Genomic DNA, 17,538 nt, shown 5'->3' on the forward strand with positions numbered 1-17,538 from the left:
ACCGGGCCCTCGCCTCACCGGAGCCTTTCCGGGCGCGGTTCGCTGTCCGACGGGCAGAGCCGGGGGCCGGCGGCCACAACGGCGTCGGACCGCACGACGGGCGGCGGCACCGGCCGGTTCAGCCGGCGATGCCGGTCCTGCCGGCCCTGCGCCGCAGCCCTTCGGCGAGCGCCGCCCTGTCGAAGGCGCCTGCGGCGAGCCGGGCCGCGACCGTCCTCCGTACGATGCGGTCGGTGAGGGCCGGGGCGTGCCGGGCGAGCGCCATTTCGACCCGCCCGCGGCGCGTCGTCGCCACGTCGCGGGGCGCCCGCCGGGCCGTGACGGCGGAGACCACCGCGGACACCACCCCTTCGATCGGCTCGGGTCTGGACACTCCGTCCAGGGAGAGTCCCGCCGCACGGGTGCTGTCGTGGATCGGGCTGCGCACCATGCTCGGGTAGACGGTGGTGACCCCGACGTGCGAGCCGGCCTCCAGCCGCAGGGTGTCCGCGTACGCGGCGAGCGCCCGCTTGGAGACCCCGTAGGCGGCGGCGAGCGGCAGCGGCAGTGCCGCCATGCGCGAGGCGATGAACACGACGCGGCCATGGGCTTGTTCGAGGTACGGCAGGGCGGTGGCCGTCACGTCCCAGGCGGCGAGGAGGTTGAGCCGCAGCTGGGCCCGCACCTCGCCGCCGGGCCGCAGTTCCGCGGGCGCGGGTCCGCCCCTGCCCGCGTTGTTGACGAGGACGTCCACCCCGCCGCCGAGCAGCCGCACCGCCTCCTCGACCCCCTTGGTGACGGACTCGGGGTCGGTCAGGTCGCAGGCCACGACGGGCGTTCGCCCCGTGTCGTCCGCCACGAGGTCCAACCCGACCACCCGGGCGCCGAGTTCGGTGAAGCGGGTGCCGAGTGCCCGGCCGAAGGTCCCTGCGGCGCCCGTCACGATCACCCGCCGCCCCGCGAGGGGCGGTGCTGCGTGGCGCCGGTCCGCGAGGTCCCGTGCCACCTGGCGGAGGTAGCGGTCCACGTCGAGGCGCATGTGCGGGCGCTTCTCGCCCCACCGTTCCCGGGCCGCGGCCAGTTCGGCGGTGACCGCCGCGCGCATCCGGTCGCGCGACGGCCTGGGCCGGCGCCCGGAGAGGTGTGCGGCCAGCAGCCTGCTCTGCGCCTCCACGACCGGGAGCGCCGAGCCCGTCGACTGCATCAGACCGACGAACGAGAGCGCGGGCTCGTCGAGCGGGAACACGTGCCGGTACAGCGGCAGCCGGGCGGGGTCGGGGACCAGTGCCGGGTCGAGGAAGGGGACGGTCGCACGGTATCCGGTGCACCACAGGATGTGGTCCACCTCGTCCTCGCGCCCGTCCGTGAAGCGCACCCGGAGTCCCTCGAGGCTTTCGACGCCCGCGCGTACACCGATCCTCCCGGCGGCCACCAGGTCCGGGACCGTGTCGCTCAGTGTCGGATGGTCCTGCAGCACCCCCTCGCGGGACGCGGGCAGCGCCGCCCCGTTCCTCCTCCTGCCGGTCAGCCGCAGCATCGCCTGGGAGACCTGCTGGCGCAGCCGCCACGGGAGCACGGCGGCGAGGGCTCCGTTCCACTGGTCCGTGGGCCGTCCCAGCAGCCGCTTCGGCAGCACCCACACACCGCGCCGGGCGGACAGCAGTACCTCGCTCGCGTGCTCCGCCAGCTCGGTGGCGATGTCCATCGCGGAGTTGCCGGTGCCCACGACGAGGACCCGGCGGCCCGCGAACGCGGAGGGTTCCCGATAGGTGTGCGCGTGCGAGGCCGTCCCCTCGAACCGGCCGGGGTAGGGCGGTTCGGGCAGGCGCGGTGTGTGGTTGTGCCCGTTGGCGACCACGAGGTGGGCCACGGTTTCCTCGCTCACGCCGTCCGGGCCGGCCAGTTCGAGCTGCCAGCCCTCCGGTGTGCGCCGCGCGGCGACGAGTTCGGTGTTCATGCGGTAGTGCCGTTCGACACCGAAGCGCTCCGCGTACCCCCGCACGTAGGACAGGAGTTGGGCGCGCGAGGGGTAGTCGGGCCAGTGCGCCGGCATCGGGTGGTCGCTGAACCCGGTGCGCGGCTTGGAGGTGTTGAGCCGCAGCCCCTCGTACGCGGCGGTGTCCTCGGCGAGCCGCCACAGCCCGCCCAGTTCCCCGGCCCGCTCGATGCCGCACACCTCCACGCCCGCTTCGAGAAGCGCCTTGACCGCCGCGATGCCCGCGATCCCGCCCCCGACGACCGCCACCCGCCCCGGCACCGTCGTGCCTCGTCCTGCGTCCATCGTGCCCGCGCCCTCTCCCGGAATCAATCCAACGGTCGATGGATTATTACCCCGTCCCGGCGGGGGCACCAGCCCCGGTCACCCCGGCGTCCGGCCGTGAACCGTAGAGGGCCTCCAGGAAACGGCGCACCCAGACGCGGAACTCGTAGCGCTCGCGTTCCCGCTCGGCGGGGGAAGCGGCCGCGAGAGCCGTGACGTGTCCGTGCGCCGCCCACACCAGGCTGCGCACCGTGACATGCGGGGTCGCCTCCCGCACCGTCCCCGCGTGGGCCGCCTCCAGGAGCACCCGCTCGACCTCGCCGTACAGCGGCAGCGCGTACGCCTCGTCCAGACCCGTGCCGCGAGCGGGGTCGAGCCATCTGCGCAGCCACAGGAAGGTCGTGTGCGGATGCTCCTCCAGGAAGTCCACGAAGCCTTCGGCCAGCGCGCGCAGCGCCGCGGCGAACGGCGCCCCGCCGTGCGGCGCGGCACGGGCGAGCTCCGCCACCAGCGGGGCCAGCGCCGCCCGCTCCGCCTCGTGCACCCGCTCGAAGCACGCGTCGTAGAGGGCGTTCTTCGAGGGGAAGTGGTGGTGCAGGCTCGACACGTCGATGCCCACCCGCGCCGCGATGTCGCGCAGCGAGGTGCCCTCCGGCCCGCGCGCCGCGAACAGCGCCGTCGCCTCCCGCAGGATCAGCTCACGGGTCGGGGGCCCCTCCCGTGCCTCGCGTCGGGGTCTGCCCGGGCCGCGCCGGGCGGGTTCCCGGCCCTGTGTGTGCGAGCTCTTCCTCATCCGGCCCAGTCTGGCTAGGATCCGCTGACTTCGCAATCAAACAGGTGAGGGATAAATGGACGTCTCCGCTCGACCCGGGCCCCTCCCTCCCGGCCGGCAGGGCCGGGCGGCCGGCGGGGAGGGCGGGAACGTGCCCCGCTCCGCACTGGTGCGTTACGCGCTCGGCTCGGCCGGCATGGGTGTCTACGTGACCGTCCCCGGTCTGCTGCTCCTGTACTTCCTCACCGACACCCTCGGGGTGACCCCCTGGCTGGCGGGCCTCGTCCTGCTCGTGCCGAAGGTCGTGGACATCGTCCTCCATCCCTTCGTCGGTTCCCTCTCCGACCGGGAACGGGCCCGCCGCGGGAACAGGCTGCGGCTCCTGACGGCGGGCTGCGCCCTCGCCCCGGCCTTCGTCGCGCTCTTCGCGGTGCCCGCGCCCGTGGCCGACCGGCCCTGGGCCGCGGCCGCCTGGGTCGCCGGCTGGTTCGTCGTCGCCAACGTCCTCTTCGCCTCGTACCAGGTGCCCTACCTCGCGACGCCCACCGACATGACGGTCGGCTACCACGGCAGGACCCGGGTGCTGTCCTTCCGCATGATGGTTCTCACGGTCGGCATCCTGGTCGGCGGGGCGCTGGCGCCCCTGCTGGCGGGTGAGGGCGACTCGGTCGCCCGCTACGTGGTGATGGCCCTCGTCCTCGGCGTGTTCACCGTCGTCTTCCAGATCGTCGGCGTGGGCGGCGTGCGCGATCTCCTGCCCTCCGGGGTCCCGCAGAGCACCCGGGCCGTGGCGTCCGCCGGGCGGCGGGGGCCCGGGGCGACTCTGGCGGAGGTGCGGGACGTACTGCGCCGCAACGTGCCGTTCCGCCTCCTCACCCTCGGCTACCTCCTCACCTCCAGCACCACCCACCTCGTCCTCGCCGGTCTGCCGTACTACACGCGTCACGAACTGCACCGCCCCGGCTTCACGACCGTCCTGATGGCGGCGTTCGTGGCACCCGCCCTGCTCACCACCCCCCTGTGGTTCCGCTTCTCGCGGCGCTGGGGCAAGCAGCGCTGCCTGCTGCTCGCCCAGGGCGTCTTCGTCGCCGGCGCCCTCGGTCTGGGGGTGGGGGACGCGGCGGGGCTCGCGGTGCCCGTGCTGGCCACCGTCGTCCTCGGGGTGTGCTTCGCGGGCCTCCAGCTCTTCCCGTTCTCGATGGTTCCCGACACCATCCGTGAGGCGGGCAGCAGCGAGACCGAACGGACCGGCGCCTACACGGGGGTGTGGACGGCGACGGAAGCCGTGGGAGCGGCGGTCGGTCCCTACCTGTACTCGGCGGTCCTCGCCCTCGGCGGGTACGCCGCCGCGCGGGCCGGCGAGGAGGTCACCCAGACCACCGGCGCGCACACCGCGATCCTCCTGGGCTTCACGGTCCTGCCCGCCCTCCTGATGGCGGGTTCCCTCGCGGTGCAGCTCCGCTACCGCCTCGACGCACAGGCCGCACGGACCCCGGAACCCGACGGGTCCTGAACGGCCGACCCGGACGGTGCGCGGGCCGCGGACACCGGATCCGGGCGCGGGGCCCGACATCTCGCGCGCGGCCACCACCTGGGGCACGGTGGAGTGACGTGCGTCACAGGAGGCGGCCCTCGGACCGGTGGGAGCCGCCGGCGAGAGGAGCACCCGCATGTCCAACCACACCTACCGGGTCACGGAGATCGTCGGCACGTCACCCGACAGCGTGGAACAGGCCGTCCGCAACGGCGTCGAGCGCGCCTCGCAGACCCTGCGCAATCTGGACTGGTTCGAGGTGACCCAGGTGCGCGGCCAGATCGAGGAGGGCCGCATCGCGCACTGGCAGGTGGGCCTGAAGGTCGGCTTCCGCCTGGACGAGCCGGCCTGAGGCACCCGCCCGTCCCGGAGGCGGCCGCGAGCAGCCGGGCGCGCTCACGGCACGGAGGCCGTGCACACCCGGAGGGGAGCGGGAGGGGCGGACGTCAGGTCCGCCCCTCCCGCTGCTGTGCCGCCTTCAACTCCCCCGACGGGGCCGTCCAGCGGGCGTGCACCACGGTGAATCCCGCCCGCCGGGCGTCCGCGCAGACCAGCTCGTCGTCGTCCACGAGCACCCGGATCTCCCGGGTGCGGGCGAGGCGGCGCAGGATCGCGAGCTTGGTGTACCGGGCGGGCCGCCGGTCGGCGTCGCCCCTCATGTGCAACGGCCCTTCGGGCAGCCCCTGGGCGGCCAGCCAGTCCAGCGTGTCGCGCCGGCAGCGCTCGGGGCGTCCGGTGAGGTAGACGATCTCGCACTCCCGCGCGCTCTCGTGCACCAGCGCGACGCCCTCCGCGAGGGGCGCGTCCTCGGGCGCGGCGGCGAAGAAGGCGTCCCAGTCGCGCGGCCTGCGCTCCAGGAACCGCTGCCGGTGCGCGGTGTCGGCGAGGGTGTTGTCCAGGTCGAACACGGCGAGCGGGCGCTTGTCACGGTTGGTCACGCCGCCCAGCCTAGGCCCGGGGCCGGTTCCCTCGGTCACCGTGTTCATGGGGACGCGGCCGGACACCGCGGCCCCGCACACCCCTCCCCTCCACTGCCCCGCGGCGCGCACTCTGCCCCGACTATCCTGAGAAGGACGGTCCTGCTCGACGACGAGCGGGAGGGAGCCGCGTGTGACCGATCGGAGCGCCGGCACCGGGCGGGAGTCCACCCGCCCGGTGGACCACACGGCCCGCGGCCCGGTCGTCGACACGCTGCGGCAGGCACGGGACGCCGTGGCCCGGGAGGCATGGGCCGAGGCGTACCTCCTCCTCCGTGGCCCGGACCCCGCCCGTCTCACCCCCGACGACCATGCCGCTTTCGCCGACGCCGCGTGGTGGACCGGGCGCATCGAGGAGTCGATCACGCAGCGGACGCGGGCCCACGCCGGGTACGCGGCGGCGGGCGCCGAGCAACGGGCGGGACACATGGCCTGGATGCTCTTCTACGAGCACCGACTGGCCGGACGCTCCGCCGTGGCCGCCGGCTGGCTGCGCCGGGCCCGGCGGCATCTGCGCGACCAGCCCGAGTGCGTGGAACAGTGCTATCTCTCCTGGGTCGACACGGAACGGGCGCAGGAGCGCGGTGCCTTCGAGGAGGCGATGGAGACGGCCGACCGCATGGGCGCGACGGCCCGCCGCTGCGGCAGCGCCGACCTCCTCGCCATGAGCGTGCAGGCACGGGCCGGAGTACTGATGGCGCAGGGCAGGTTCACCGACGGGCTCGCCGTCCTGGACGAGGCGATGTGCACGGTCATGGCGGGCGAGCTCAGTTCGTTCTTCACCGGCTGGATCTACTGCCTCGGTCTGCAGCGGTGCATGGCCTGCGCCGATGTCGGACGCGCCGCCGAGTGGACCGAGGCGGCGATGAGTTGGTGCGCCTTGATGCCGGCGGAGAACACCTTCCGCGGGCTGTGCCGGGTGCACCGGGTCGAGGTGCTGGACCTGCGGGGCGACTGGCCCGGGGCGGTGGCCGAAGCGTTGCGCACCTGCGAGGAACTGCCGCCCAACGAGCGGCGGACGACCGCTCGGGCGTTCTACCTCCTGGGAGAGATCCGGAGGCGGCGCGGAGAGTTCGGGCCGGCCGAGGAGGGATACCGGCGGGCGCACGAACTCGGTGCCGACCCGCAGCCCGGTCTCGCGCTGCTGCGCCTGGCCCAGGGCAGGGCCGAGGCCGCGGCCGGTTCCCTGGGGCCGGCCCTTGCCGGCCGGGAGGACGAGGGGCTCGAGCGGTGCCGGCTGCTCGGCGCCCAAGTGGAGGTGGCCCTCGCCCTGGGACGGCTCGACGAGGCACGCACGGCGGCCGGGGAGCTCACCGCCCTGGCCGGACGGTGGCAGCGCCGGTGCGGCTCGGAGTCCACGCTGCTGCACGCGGCCGCCGCGTCGGCGGGCGGCGCGGTGGCGCTGGCAGCCGGCGCCCCCGGCCGCGCGCTGCCCCTGTTGCGCCGGGCGCTGGCGCTCTGGCTGGAGCTCCGGATCCCGTACGAGGCGGCCCAGGTGCGGATGACCCTGGCCGCGGCCGACCGCGCCTGTGGCGACGACGAGGGGGCGCGGATGGAGTTGCGGGCGGCCCTGGGATCCTTCGACCGGTTGGGAGCCGAACCGGACACGCGACGGGCGGCAGCGCTGCTCGCCAGTGGGCTGCCCCGGCCGGGTGGACTCACCGCACGCGAGGTCCAGGTGCTGCTGCTGATCGCGCAGGGTGCCACCAACCGGTCCGTCGCCGAAGAACTGGTGATCAGCGAGCACACGGTCGCCCGTCACCTCAACAACATCTTCGCCAAGCTCGACGTGTCCTCACGGGCCGCCGCGACCGCGTACGCCTACCGGCACGGCCTGCTCTGACTCCCGCGCATGGGCCGTTTCGCCCATACCGGTGCGCCGGAATGAGCGGTTTCCGCGATGAGCGCGCCGAGCCGCAGAAGGTACACCGGTGGTGTCGGTCTCCGGCGACGCGGAAAGCGGAAAGCGGGTGACGGTCATGATCACCTCACCACAGGTCCTGGACGGAAGGCTGCTGGAACGGCTGCGCGGAGCCGTCCGCGGCGACGTCGTCGAACCCGGTGCCCCCGACTACGACGAGGTGCGTCAGGTCTACAACGCCATGCACGACAAACGGCCCGCGATCGTGGTGCGGGCCGTCGACGCGGGTGACGTCATCGCGACCGTGGACTTCGCGCGCGAGCAGCACCTGCCGCTGGCGGTGCGCGGCGGAGGGCACAGCGTCGCCGGCTACGGCACCTGCGACGACGGGGTCGTGCTCGACCTCGGCCGGATGCGCGGGATCCGGGTCGACCCGCGGGCCCGGACGGCCCACCTCGAGGGCGGCTGCACCTGGGCGGACGTCAACCACGCCACCCATGCCTTCGGGCTGGCCACGACCGGCGGGATCGTCTCCACCACGGGCGTGGGCGGACTGACCACGGGGGGAGGCATGGGCCATCTGGCCCGCCGCTGCGGCCTCGCCTGCGACAACCTCCTCTCGGCGGACCTGGTGACGGCCGACGGGTCCTTCGTGACGTGTACGCCGGAGCGGCACGCCGACCTGTTCTGGGCGGTGCGCGGGGGAGGCGGGAACTTCGGCGTGGTCACCTCCTTCGTCCACCGGCTGCACCCGGTGGCCGACGTTTTCGGCGGGCCGGTGTTCTATCCGCTCGACGCCGAGGTGCTGCGCCGCTACCGGGAACTGGTGGCCGGCTCGGACGAGCGCCTCGGCGCGCTGCTGGTCGTGGGTCTGGGGCCACCGGTGCCGTTCCTGCCCGAACGCTGGCACGGACGGCCGCTGTGCGGTGTGGTCACCTGCTGGAGCGGGCCGGAGGAGGACGACGAGCACATCCGCGCCCAGCTGGCCGCCCTGGGGCCGGTGATCGGGCAGCACCTCGGGCGCATCCCCTACCCGCTGGTCAACACCCTGTTCGACGAGCTGGTACCGGCCGGCCTCTTCCACTACTGGAAGGGCTCCTTCACCCGCGGCCTGCCGGACGGCGCCCTCGACGCCCTCGTCGAGTACGGTCCCGCGACCCCCTCCGTCCAGAGCGTGACGGTCGTCTTCCCGCTGGACGGTGCCTGCCACCGGGTCGCCCCCGAGGACACCGCGTTCTCCTACCGGGACGCCGACTACGCGATCGCGCTGAGCCCGACCCTCACCACCCGGGAGGACTGCGAGACGCACAAGGGGTGGGTGCGGGCCTTCCACCGGGCGCTCGAACCGCATGCCATGGGCGGGGGCTACGTGAACTTCATGGACGGTGACGACCAGGACCGCGTCCGGGCGAACTACCGGGGCAACCACGCCCGGCTGGTCGCCGTGAAGCGGCGCTACGACCCGGGGAACCTGTTCCGCCTCAACCACAACATCGCGCCGTGCGGAATCGCCGGGCCCGGCAGGCGTTGAACCTCGTATGAGCTCTGTCATCGCCTCGGCCCGCTTCTCCGTCCTGGACCGCTCCCGCACCCGTGAGGGGCACAGCGGTCCCGAGGCACTGCGCGACACCGTGCGCCTGGCGCGGGAGCTGGAGGAGCTCGGCTACCACCGCTTCTGGGTCTCGGAGCACCACGGCGTGCCCGGGGTCGCCGGCTCCGCGCCGACGGTACTGGCCGCCGCCGTCGCCGCGGCGACCCGGACGATCCGCGTCGGCACCGGCGGGGTCATGCTGCCCAATCATCAACCGCTCGTCGTGGCCGAGCAGTTCGGGGTGCTGGAGTCGCTTTTCCCCGGGCGTGTCGATATGGGCCTGGGCCGCTCCGTCGGCTTCACCGACGGGGTGCGCAAGACGCTGGGACGCGACAAGGGCGACGCCGAGGACTTCGGCGCCCAGATCGACGAGCTGCTCGGCTGGTTCCGCGGCGCCTCCCCCACCGGAGTGCACGCCCGTCCGGCCGAGGGCCTGACCGTGCCGCCGTTCGTGCTGGCCATGGGTGAGGGCGCGACGATCGCCGCCCGCGCGGGCCTGCCCATGGTCATCGGCGACCTTCGCGGCCGCGACCGGATGCGGCGCGGCATCGACCACTACCGGCAGCACTTCCGCCCGTCCGCCTGGGCGAGCGAGCCGTACGTGGTGATCTCCGGGACGGTCGCCGTGGCGGACACGCCGGAGGAGGCCCGCCGGCTGCTGATCCCGGAGGCCTGGTCGATGGCGCATTCCCGGACCCGTGGCACCTTCCCGCCGCTGCCGCCCGCCGAGCGCGTCGAGTCGTCCACCATGACGGCCAGGGAACGCGACCTGTACGAGTCCGGGCTCGGCGGTCACATAGCCGGCACCGAGGAGCAGGTGGCCGGCGAACTGGAAACGGTACTGAAGGAGACGAACGCCCAGGAGGTCCTCGTCACCACCAGCACCCACGACCGTACGGCCCTGCTGGACTCCTACCGGCGGCTCGCCGCCCTGGCCGGCCTCGCCGGGCCGACGGATCCCGCGGGCACGGACCCCGCGGGCACGGAGGGCGACGGCGCGGCGCGCCGGTGAGCGGGCCCACCGGCGCGCACGCGGTGCCCTCCGGTCATGCGCGGCCCCGGCGTGGAACGTCGCGGCCCCGTCCGGCGGTGTCGTCCCGCCGCATGGTGGCGTCCGGAACGCCCTCGCTCTCGATGCGCTCCTTGCGGACGCGGCCCCGTACGGTCTCGTTCTCGGTGCGCTCCTCCATGGTCAGCCGCACCCGCTCGACGGGGACGGCCCTGGTTTCCACGACGGGCCGCTCCTCGTGCAGCGTGATCTCGTAGTCGGCCTCGCCTATCTCGGCGCCGGACAGGGCGGCCTCGCGTTCGGCCTCCGTGATCGGCTCACGCACCAGGCGTACCTCCTCATGGCGCACGGGCACGGTCTGTTCGACGTCCTCCGTCACGACGTACTTGTGAAGCTTGGCCCGTCCGGTCTCGCGCCGCTCGACGCGGACGTGCATCTCCTCCTCCATGCGCGTCATGGACTCGGCGCCCTGTCCTGCCCGCGTGCCGGTCCCGCCGGCGGTCCCGGTGACGCCCGTGGGGCCGGTCCTGCCGGTCCGGTCGGAGGCCGCCGGCGTTCCCGCCGCGGCCGCCGACGCCGTCCCCGCGGTGGTGGTCGTCCTGGCCGCCGTCCGGTCCTTGCCCGAGGTGCGGGCCGTACCGGCGGCACCTGCCGTCCCGCCCCGGCCCGCCGCGCCCGCCGCCGCCCCGGCCGCGCCGGCGGCACCGGCCGCTCCGGCCGCTCCGGCCTTGCCCATGCCGGGGCCCTTGCCGGTCCGGCCCTCGCCGGAGCTCTTGGGGTCGTCGCGCAGCACGCCGCCCCAGTCGATGCCGTAGTAGTCGTACAGCCGGTGTTCCTCCGCCTCCGACAGGTGGCCGTGCGAGTCGACGTCGACGTCGGGCGCCCCCTTGATCTTCTCCTTGGGGTACGGGACTTCGAGGTGGTCCTCCACCAGTTCGGCGTCGCGGATGGGAATGAACGACTCGCTGGTGCCGAACATGCCCGTCTTGACGCTCACCCACTCGGGGCGGCCGCTCATGTCGTCGAAGAAGACGTGCTTGGCCTCACCGATCTTGTTGCCCTCGCCGTCATAGACGGGGTGGTCCAGGAGGATCCTGACCTCATCACGGGTGATCATCTGGCCTCACCCTCCTTTCAGGTATCACTCCCGTCCGGATGTCCTCCCCAGCGCGGTAAAAACTTCACATAAGGTACAAAGCGCGCTTAATTTTTGACAGCGCTCACTTCCGGTGGCCGCGAGCGGAGGTCCTCGACCGGACGACGGGCCTGATGTCCGGCCCCGCGCCCGGTCCGCTGACCTGCCTGCCGACCGGCCTGCCGCCCTGCCCCATGATCGGCACACCGACCGGCCCGCCGGTCCCGCCCCGAACCGCTGTGCGGTTGCGCGGCGGCGGCCAGGGTGCGGCGGTCCGGGTGGCTGCCCGGCGGGATGGCGGCCCGTATCCCGGCCTCGGCGACCAGGCCCCGGGCCGAGACCACCCGCCACAGGGACGCGACCAGGGTGTCGTCCCCGACGAAGGCCGGGGCGGTGGCAGGGGCTCCGCCCGCGTCGCGGTAGCGGATGCGGACCGGCTGCACCGGGACCCCGGCGTCGATCGCCGCCTGGAAGGCCGCCCGGCGGAAGGAGCCCTGTCCGCGGCCGCACCAGGTGCTGCCCTCGGGGAAGACCGCGACGGCCGAGCCCTCGCCGAGGGCCGCGGCGACCCGGGCGACCGTGCCCGGAAGAGCGCGCAGCCGGTCGCGGTCGATGAACAGAACCCCGCTGCGCGCGACCAGCGGCCCTGCCAGCGGCCACTGCCGTATCTCGGCCTTGGCCAGCATGCGGGCCGGACGGACCGCGCCCAGCAGCGGGATGTCCAGCCAGGAGATGTGGTTGGCGACGAGCAGCAGCCCGCCGGTGGGCGCGGCGGCTCCGGTGATCCGGACCCGCACCCCGGCGGCCCGTACGATCCACCGGCACCACCGGCCCACAAGACCCGCCGGGATCCGCCGCCCGACGGGCAGCAGCAGGACCCCGGCGAGCACCAGGACGACGACCGCGGTCAGCCGCAGCACCGCCCCCGGTACGGCCCTCGTGGCCCCCGTCGGCACCACGCAGCCGCTCGGGGTGCAGGGCGCGCCGGGCAGCCAGACGCTCATGTCGCCGGTGCGAGGGAGAGGAAGTGCCGCAGATAGCGCTGGTTGACCCGGCTCATCGGCAGCAGCACGTACAGGTCGGCGACCCCGAAGTCCGCGTCGTGCGCGGGTTCGCCGCAGACCCAGGCGCCGAGCCGGAGGTAGCCGCGCAGCAGGGCGGGCAGCTCGGTGCGGGCTGCGGGCGCCGCGGCCGCCGGCCGCCACGGGTGCAGGGGGCGTACGCGGTACTCCTCGGGGGCGAGGTGCTTGCCCTGGACGCGGTCCCAGGTGGCGGCGGCGAGCGTGCCCCCGTCGGCGAGCGGGACGGAGCAGCAGCCGGCCAGCCACTCGTGGCCCCGGTCGATCATGTAGCGGGCGATGCCGGCCCAGATGAGGCCGATGACCGCGCCGTCGCGGTGGCCGGGGTGCACGCAGGAGCGGCCGACCTCGACGAGTCCCGGCCGGATCGGGTCGAGGGCGGCGATGTCGAACTCGGTCTCCGCGTACAGGCGGCCGGCGACCGCGGCGCGCTCGGGCGGCAGCAGCCGGTAGGTGCCGACGACCTGACCGCTCACTTCCTCGCGCACGAGCAGGTGGTCGCAGTAGGCGTCGAAGGGGTCGATGTCCAGGCCCGGCTGCGGGGTGGCCAGCAGGGCACCCATCTCGCCGGCGAAGACGTCGTGCCGCAGCCGTTGGGCGGCACGCACGTCGTCCTCGTCGCGGGCGAGGGTGACGGTGTAGCGGGTGGGTGCCGCGGGCTTCGCGGGGTGGTCTGCGGTCAGGACGCCGGTCATGGCTCTCTCCTGGTCACGTGCCGGAGCGGGGAAGGTGGGGACTCCCCTTGTTTCTGCCGATGCCGGTTGGCGTGTGCGTGACCTGAGCCGGGAGTGCGGATGTGGGGATGCTGAATGCCTGGCGTCGCCCGCACGGCGGCGGGCGTGGCCCGGACAGCAGACGGGACCGGGGATGAGCACCACTCCCGGTCCCGCCCGTCCGCCCCCTGGCGAACGTTTCCCTGTTGCCTGCCCGGCGGTTACCGGCCGGCTCCCTTGGCCGTGGCGCGCAGCCACTCCTTGTTCATCCCGGTGATGGAGGACAACGGGATGCCCTTCGGGCAGGCGGTGGCGCATTCCCCGGCGAGGGTGCAGCCGCCGAAGCCCTCGTCGTCCATCTGCGCCACCATGTCGAGCACCCGGGTCTCGCGCTCGGGGGCGCCCTGCGGCAGCACGTTGAGGTGGTTGATCTTCGCCGAGGTGAAGAGCATCGCGGCGCCGTTCGGGCAGGCCGCGACGCAGGCGCCGCAGCCGATGCACTCGGCGTGCTCGAAGGCGAGGTCCGCGTCCGGCTTCGGAACGGGCGTGGCGTGCGCCTCGGGCGCGGAGCCGGTGGGGACGCTGACGTAGCCGCCGGCCTGGATGATCCGGTCGAAGGCCGTCCGGTCGACGACGAGGTCCTTCACCACCGGGAAGGCCGCCGCCCGCCACGGTTCGACGTCGATGGTGTCGCCGTCCTTGAAGGACCGCATGTGCAGCTGGCAGGTGGTGGTGCGCTCGGGGCCGTGGGCGTCGCCGTTGATGACCAGCGAGCAGGCGCCGCAGATGCCCTCGCGGCAGTCGTGGTCGAAGGCGACCGGGTCCTCGCCCTCGAGGGTGAGCTCCTCGTTGAGGGTGTCGAGCATTTCCAGGAAGGACATGTCGGGTGTGATGCCGTCCACTTCGTACGTGGACATGGCGCCGTCGGCGTCGGCGTTCTTCTGCCGCCAGACGCGCAGGGTGAGCTTCATGCGTAGCTCCGCTGAGTGGGGTGGACGTACTCGAAGACGAGGTCTTCCTTGTGCAGGACGGGAGCGTCGCCCGTGCCGGTGAACTCCCAGGCGGCGGCGTAGGTGAACTCCTCGTCCCGGCGGGCGGCCTCGCCGTCGGGGCTCTGGGACTCCTCGCGGAAGTGGCCGCCGCAGGATTCGGCGCGGTGCAGGGCGTCGAGGCACATCAGCTCGGCGAGCTCGAGGTAGTCGACGATGCGGTTGGCCCGCTCCAGGGACTGGTTGAACTCCTCGCCGGTGCCGGGCACCTTGATCCTCCTCCAGAACTCCTCGCGGATCTGCGGGATGCGCTCCAGCGCCTTGCGCAAGCCCGAGTCGGTGCGGGCCATGCCGCAGAACTCCCACATGAGTTCGCCGAGTTCGCGGTGGAAGGAGTCGGGGGTGCGGTCGCCGTCGACGGAGAGGAGCAGGTTCAGCCGGTCCTCGGTCTCGGCCAGGGCCTCCTGCACCGCCGGGTGGCCGGCGTCCACCTCGTCCTTGTGCGGGTTGCGCGCCAGGTAGTCGTTGATGGTGGCCGGGAGGACGAAGTAGCCGTCGGCCAGGCCCTGCATCAGCGCGGAGGCGCCGAGCCGGTTGGCGCCGTGGTCGGAGAAGTTGGCCTCACCGATGGCGAACAGGCCGGGGACGGTGGTCTGCAGGTCGTAGTCGACCCACAGGCCGCCCATCGTGTAGTGCACGGCGGGGTAGATCCGCATCGGCACCCGGTACGGGTCCTCGTCGGTGATCCGCTGGTACATGTCGAAGAGGTTGCCGTATTTGGCCTCGACCGCCTTGCGTCCCATGCGCTCGATGGCGTCGGCGAAGTCCAGGTAGACGCCCTGGCCGCCGGGGCCGACGCCCCTGCCCTCGTCGCAGACGTTCTTGGCGGCGCGGGAGGCGATGTCGCGGGGCACCAGGTTTCCGAAGGACGGGTAGATGCGCTCCAGGTAGTAGTCGCGCTCGTCCTCGGGGATCTTGTTCGGCGGGCGGTCGTCGCCCTTGGCCCTGGGCACCCAGATGCGGCCGTCGTTGCGCAGCGACTCGCTCATCAGCGTCAGCTTGGACTGGTGGTCGCCGGTGCGCGGGATGCAGGTGGGGTGGATCTGGGTGAAGCAGGGGTTGGCGAAGTACGCGCCGCGCCGGTGCGCCCGCCAGACAGCGGTCGCGTTGGAGTTCATGGCGTTGGTCGACAGGTAGAAGACGTTGCCGTAGCCGCCGGTGGCGAGGACGACGGCGTCCGCGAAGTAGGTGTCGATCTTCCCGGTGATCAGGTCCCGGGCGACGATCCCGCGGGCCCGGCCGTCGACGACGATCAGGTCGAGCATCTCGGTGCGCGGGTGCATCTCGACATTGCCGGCGGCGATCTGCCGGGAGAGCGCCTGGTAGGCGCCGAGGAGGAGCTGCTGGCCCGTCTGGCCGCGGGCGTAGAAGGTGCGGGAGACCTGGACGCCGCCGAAGGAGCGGGTGTCGAGCAGTCCGCCGTACTCGCGGGCGAACGGCACGCCCTGGGCGACGCACTGGTCGATGATCTCGACGGAGATCTGCGCGAGCCGGTGCACGTTGGACTCGCGCGAGCGGAAGTCGCCGCCCTTGACGGTGTCGTAGAAGAGGCGGTGTACGGAGTCGCCGTCGTTGCGGTAGTTCTTCGCCGCGTTGATGCCGCCCTGGGCGGCGATCGAGTGGGCCCGGCGCGGGGAGTCCGTGTAGCAGAACTGGACGACGTGGTAGCCCTGTTCGGCGAGCGTGGCACCGGCGGAGCCGCCGGCCAGACCGGTGCCGACGACGATGACGGTCTGCTTGCGCCGGTTGGCGGGGTTGACCAGCTTGGCCTCGAAGCGGCGCTTGTCCCAGCGCTCCTCGATCGGCCCGGACGGGGCCTTGGCGTCGACGACCGGCTCACCGGTCGCGTACTCGGCAAAGGTACTCATATCAGCTCACCACTCCGGTCATGACGCCCACGGGGACGGCGAGGAAGCCGATCGTGAGCAGCAGCGCGAGGACGTTCGCCAGGGCCTTCAGGGCGCGGTCGCGGGTGCGGCTGCCGACGCCCAGGGTCTGGGCGGCGCTCCAGAAGCCGTGCCGGATGTGCAGGCCGACGGCGAGCACCGCGACGATGTAGATGACGTTGCCGTACCAGGTGGAGAAGGTGTCCACGACGTTCTGGTAGGGCTTGCCCTCCTCGAAGCCGCCGGAGTGCACGTGGCCGGTGGTCAGGTCGAGGATGTGCCAGACGATGAACAGGGCGAGGATGATCCCGCCCCAGCGCATGGTGCGCGTGGCGTAACTGGCCCGCGCCTTCTTGTGGACGTACTTGCTGGGGCGCGCCTTGATGTCGCGGCGGCTGAGCTGGTACGCGGAGACGGCGTGCGCGACGACCGCGACGACGAGTACGACGCGGACCACCCACAGGGCCCACTCGTAGTGCAGGAGGGGCTCGCCCATGGTGCGCAGCCAGTGCGCGTACTCGTTGAACTCGGGCGCGCCGAAGTAGATCTTCAGGTTGCCGAGCATGTGGGCGACCAGGTAGAGCAGCATGATCAGCCCGCTGACGGCCATCACTGTCTTCTTGCCGACGGTCGAGTCCCACACGTTGCGTGCCATGGACGGCCGTCGGTCCGTCCGCGTTGCCAGAGCCATGTCACAGAACGCTAGGGCCAAAGGTCCCCATCGGTCCAAGACATGGAATACCTCGTTTCCATAGCTTCCGTCTATGGCAGCACTATGCTGGGCACATGCAGTTCCAGCAGCTCCAGTACTTCGTGGCGGTCGCCGAGACCCGGCACTTCACCCGGGCCGCGGAGCTGGTCCATGTCGCGCAGCCGTCCCTCTCCCAGCAGATCAAGGCGCTGGAGCGGGAACTGGGGGCGGATCTGTTCCTGCGGGCGCGCGGCAACATCACGCTGACCGACGCGGGCGAGGCACTGCTGCCGCTGGCCCGGCGCATCCTGGCCGACGCGGACACGGCCCGGTACGAGGTGCAGGAGCTGGCACAGCTGCGCAGCGGCCGGGTCAGGCTGGGGGCGACCCCGAGCCTGTGCACCGGGCTGCTGCCGGACGTGCTGCGCGCCTTCCACGACCGCTATCCGGGCGTCCGGCTGCTGATCGAGGAGGGCGGCTCCCACGACCTGGTGCGCGAACTGGCCCGCGGCGCCCTGGACCTGGCCCTGGTCGTGCTGCCCCTGCCGACCCCCTCCCCCGCGCTCACCACGGTGGAGCTGCTGCGCGAGGACCTGGTGGTGGTCTCCTCCCCTGACGCCCCCAGGCCCGGCCGGGGCCGGCGCACCGTGCGCGTCGCCGATCTCGAGGGCGAGCGCCTGGTGATGTTCCGGCACGGCTACGACCTGCGGGAGCTGACGGTGGCCGCGTGCCGCGCGGAGGGCTTCGAGCCGGACTTCGCGGTGGAGGGCGGGGAGATGGACGCCGTACTGGGCTTCGTCCGGGCGGGCCTGGGCTTCGCCGTGGTGCCCCGCATGGTCGCCGCCCGGTCCGGCCAGGGCCTGCGGGTCACTCCTCTGGCCCGCCCCGGCCTCGACCGCACCATCGCCCTGGCCCACCGCAGCGACGTGGCTCCGCCCCGGGCGGCCCGGGAGCTCCAGCGGATGCTCCTGGAGCGGTGACCGGGCGCCGGCCGGCCCCGCC

General features: G+C 73.2%; 15 protein-coding genes. 6 read left to right on the top strand and 9 right to left on the bottom strand.

Going from position 1 to position 17,538, the window contains the following annotated elements:
* Positions 1-118: 118 nt before the first annotated feature.
* Positions 119-2,260 carry an SDR family NAD(P)-dependent oxidoreductase gene (locus ACIF80_RS24645; protein WP_399808364.1) on the bottom strand — a complete coding sequence of 714 codons (2,142 nt, stop codon included), beginning with the start codon at positions 2,258-2,260 and terminating at the stop codon, positions 119-121.
* A 46-nt stretch (positions 2,261-2,306) separates the two neighbouring features.
* Positions 2,307-3,032, bottom strand: coding sequence for a TetR/AcrR family transcriptional regulator (locus ACIF80_RS24650; protein ID WP_399808367.1), 726 nt, complete (start codon positions 3,030-3,032; stop codon positions 2,307-2,309).
* A 130-nt stretch (positions 3,033-3,162) separates the two neighbouring features.
* Between ACIF80_RS24650 and ACIF80_RS24655 the strand changes: the two genes are divergently transcribed.
* Positions 3,163-4,524 carry an MFS transporter gene (locus tag ACIF80_RS24655; RefSeq protein WP_399808370.1) on the top strand — a complete coding sequence of 454 codons (1,362 nt, stop codon included), beginning with the start codon at positions 3,163-3,165 and terminating at the stop codon, positions 4,522-4,524.
* A gap of 157 nt (positions 4,525-4,681) precedes the next feature.
* Positions 4,682-4,897 carry a dodecin gene (locus ACIF80_RS24660; RefSeq protein WP_381370372.1) on the top strand — a complete coding sequence of 72 codons (216 nt, stop codon included), beginning with the start codon at positions 4,682-4,684 and terminating at the stop codon, positions 4,895-4,897.
* 94 nt (positions 4,898-4,991) lie between these two features.
* On the opposite strand, the gene ACIF80_RS24665 is transcribed toward ACIF80_RS24660, so the two are convergent.
* Complete coding sequence (locus tag ACIF80_RS24665; RefSeq protein WP_399808374.1) at positions 4,992-5,483, bottom strand: hypothetical protein; 492 nt, start codon at positions 5,481-5,483, stop codon at positions 4,992-4,994.
* Between the two features lie 217 nt (positions 5,484-5,700).
* Here ACIF80_RS24665 and ACIF80_RS24670 point away from each other — a divergent pair, with 217 nt between their 5' ends.
* The 3 genes from ACIF80_RS24670 (at position 5,701) to ACIF80_RS24680 (ending at position 9,986) form a co-directional block, all read left to right on the top strand.
* Positions 5,701-7,365 (top strand): LuxR C-terminal-related transcriptional regulator, encoded by a 1,665-nt coding sequence (locus ACIF80_RS24670; protein WP_399808916.1) that lies wholly within the window; start codon positions 5,701-5,703, stop codon positions 7,363-7,365.
* 136 nt (positions 7,366-7,501) lie between these two features.
* The gene (locus tag ACIF80_RS24675; RefSeq protein ID WP_399808377.1) at positions 7,502-8,914 is read left to right on the top strand and encodes an FAD-binding oxidoreductase; all 1,413 of its coding nucleotides are present in this window, start codon (positions 7,502-7,504) and stop codon (positions 8,912-8,914) included.
* Between the two features lie 7 nt (positions 8,915-8,921).
* On the top strand, positions 8,922-9,986 hold the full coding sequence (locus ACIF80_RS24680; protein WP_399808379.1) for an LLM class flavin-dependent oxidoreductase: 1,065 nt from the start codon (positions 8,922-8,924) through the stop codon (positions 9,984-9,986).
* A 34-nt stretch (positions 9,987-10,020) separates the two neighbouring features.
* Here the strand turns inward: ACIF80_RS24680 and ACIF80_RS24685 are convergent, their stop codons facing one another.
* From ACIF80_RS24685 to ACIF80_RS24710, 6 genes are all read right to left on the bottom strand, one after another.
* The gene (locus ACIF80_RS24685) at positions 10,021-11,100 is read right to left on the bottom strand and encodes a DUF2382 domain-containing protein (protein ID WP_399808382.1); all 1,080 of its coding nucleotides are present in this window, start codon (positions 11,098-11,100) and stop codon (positions 10,021-10,023) included.
* Positions 11,101-11,186: 86 nt separating this feature from the next.
* Positions 11,187-12,122 carry a lysophospholipid acyltransferase family protein gene (locus ACIF80_RS24690; RefSeq protein WP_399808385.1) on the bottom strand — a complete coding sequence of 312 codons (936 nt, stop codon included), beginning with the start codon at positions 12,120-12,122 and terminating at the stop codon, positions 11,187-11,189.
* Positions 12,119-12,892: a GNAT family N-acetyltransferase gene (locus ACIF80_RS24695; protein ID WP_399808387.1), complete on the bottom strand. Its 774-nt coding sequence runs from the start codon at positions 12,890-12,892 to the stop codon at positions 12,119-12,121. Before ACIF80_RS24695 ends, ACIF80_RS24690 begins: the two co-directional genes overlap by 4 nt.
* A gap of 239 nt (positions 12,893-13,131) precedes the next feature.
* Positions 13,132-13,881, bottom strand: coding sequence for a succinate dehydrogenase/fumarate reductase iron-sulfur subunit (locus ACIF80_RS24700; protein ID WP_399808390.1), 750 nt, complete (start codon positions 13,879-13,881; stop codon positions 13,132-13,134).
* Positions 13,878-15,827 carry a fumarate reductase/succinate dehydrogenase flavoprotein subunit gene (locus ACIF80_RS24705; protein ID WP_399808393.1) on the bottom strand — a complete coding sequence of 650 codons (1,950 nt, stop codon included), beginning with the start codon at positions 15,825-15,827 and terminating at the stop codon, positions 13,878-13,880. The genes ACIF80_RS24700 and ACIF80_RS24705 overlap by 4 nt, the downstream gene beginning before the upstream one ends.
* Position 15,828: 1 nt before the next feature.
* On the bottom strand, positions 15,829-16,500 hold the full coding sequence (locus ACIF80_RS24710) for a succinate dehydrogenase (RefSeq protein ID WP_399808396.1): 672 nt from the start codon (positions 16,498-16,500) through the stop codon (positions 15,829-15,831).
* Between the two features lie 131 nt (positions 16,501-16,631).
* Here ACIF80_RS24710 and ACIF80_RS24715 point away from each other — a divergent pair, with 131 nt between their 5' ends.
* A complete protein-coding gene (locus ACIF80_RS24715; protein ID WP_399808399.1) occupies positions 16,632-17,516 on the top strand; it encodes a LysR family transcriptional regulator in 885 nt (294 codons plus the stop codon).
* Positions 17,517-17,538 lie beyond the last annotated feature (22 nt).

Origin of the sequence: Streptomyces sp. NPDC085927, assembly GCF_044540975.1 — a bacterium.
GTDB lineage: Bacteria > Actinomycetota > Actinomycetes > Streptomycetales > Streptomycetaceae > Streptomyces > Streptomyces hirsutus.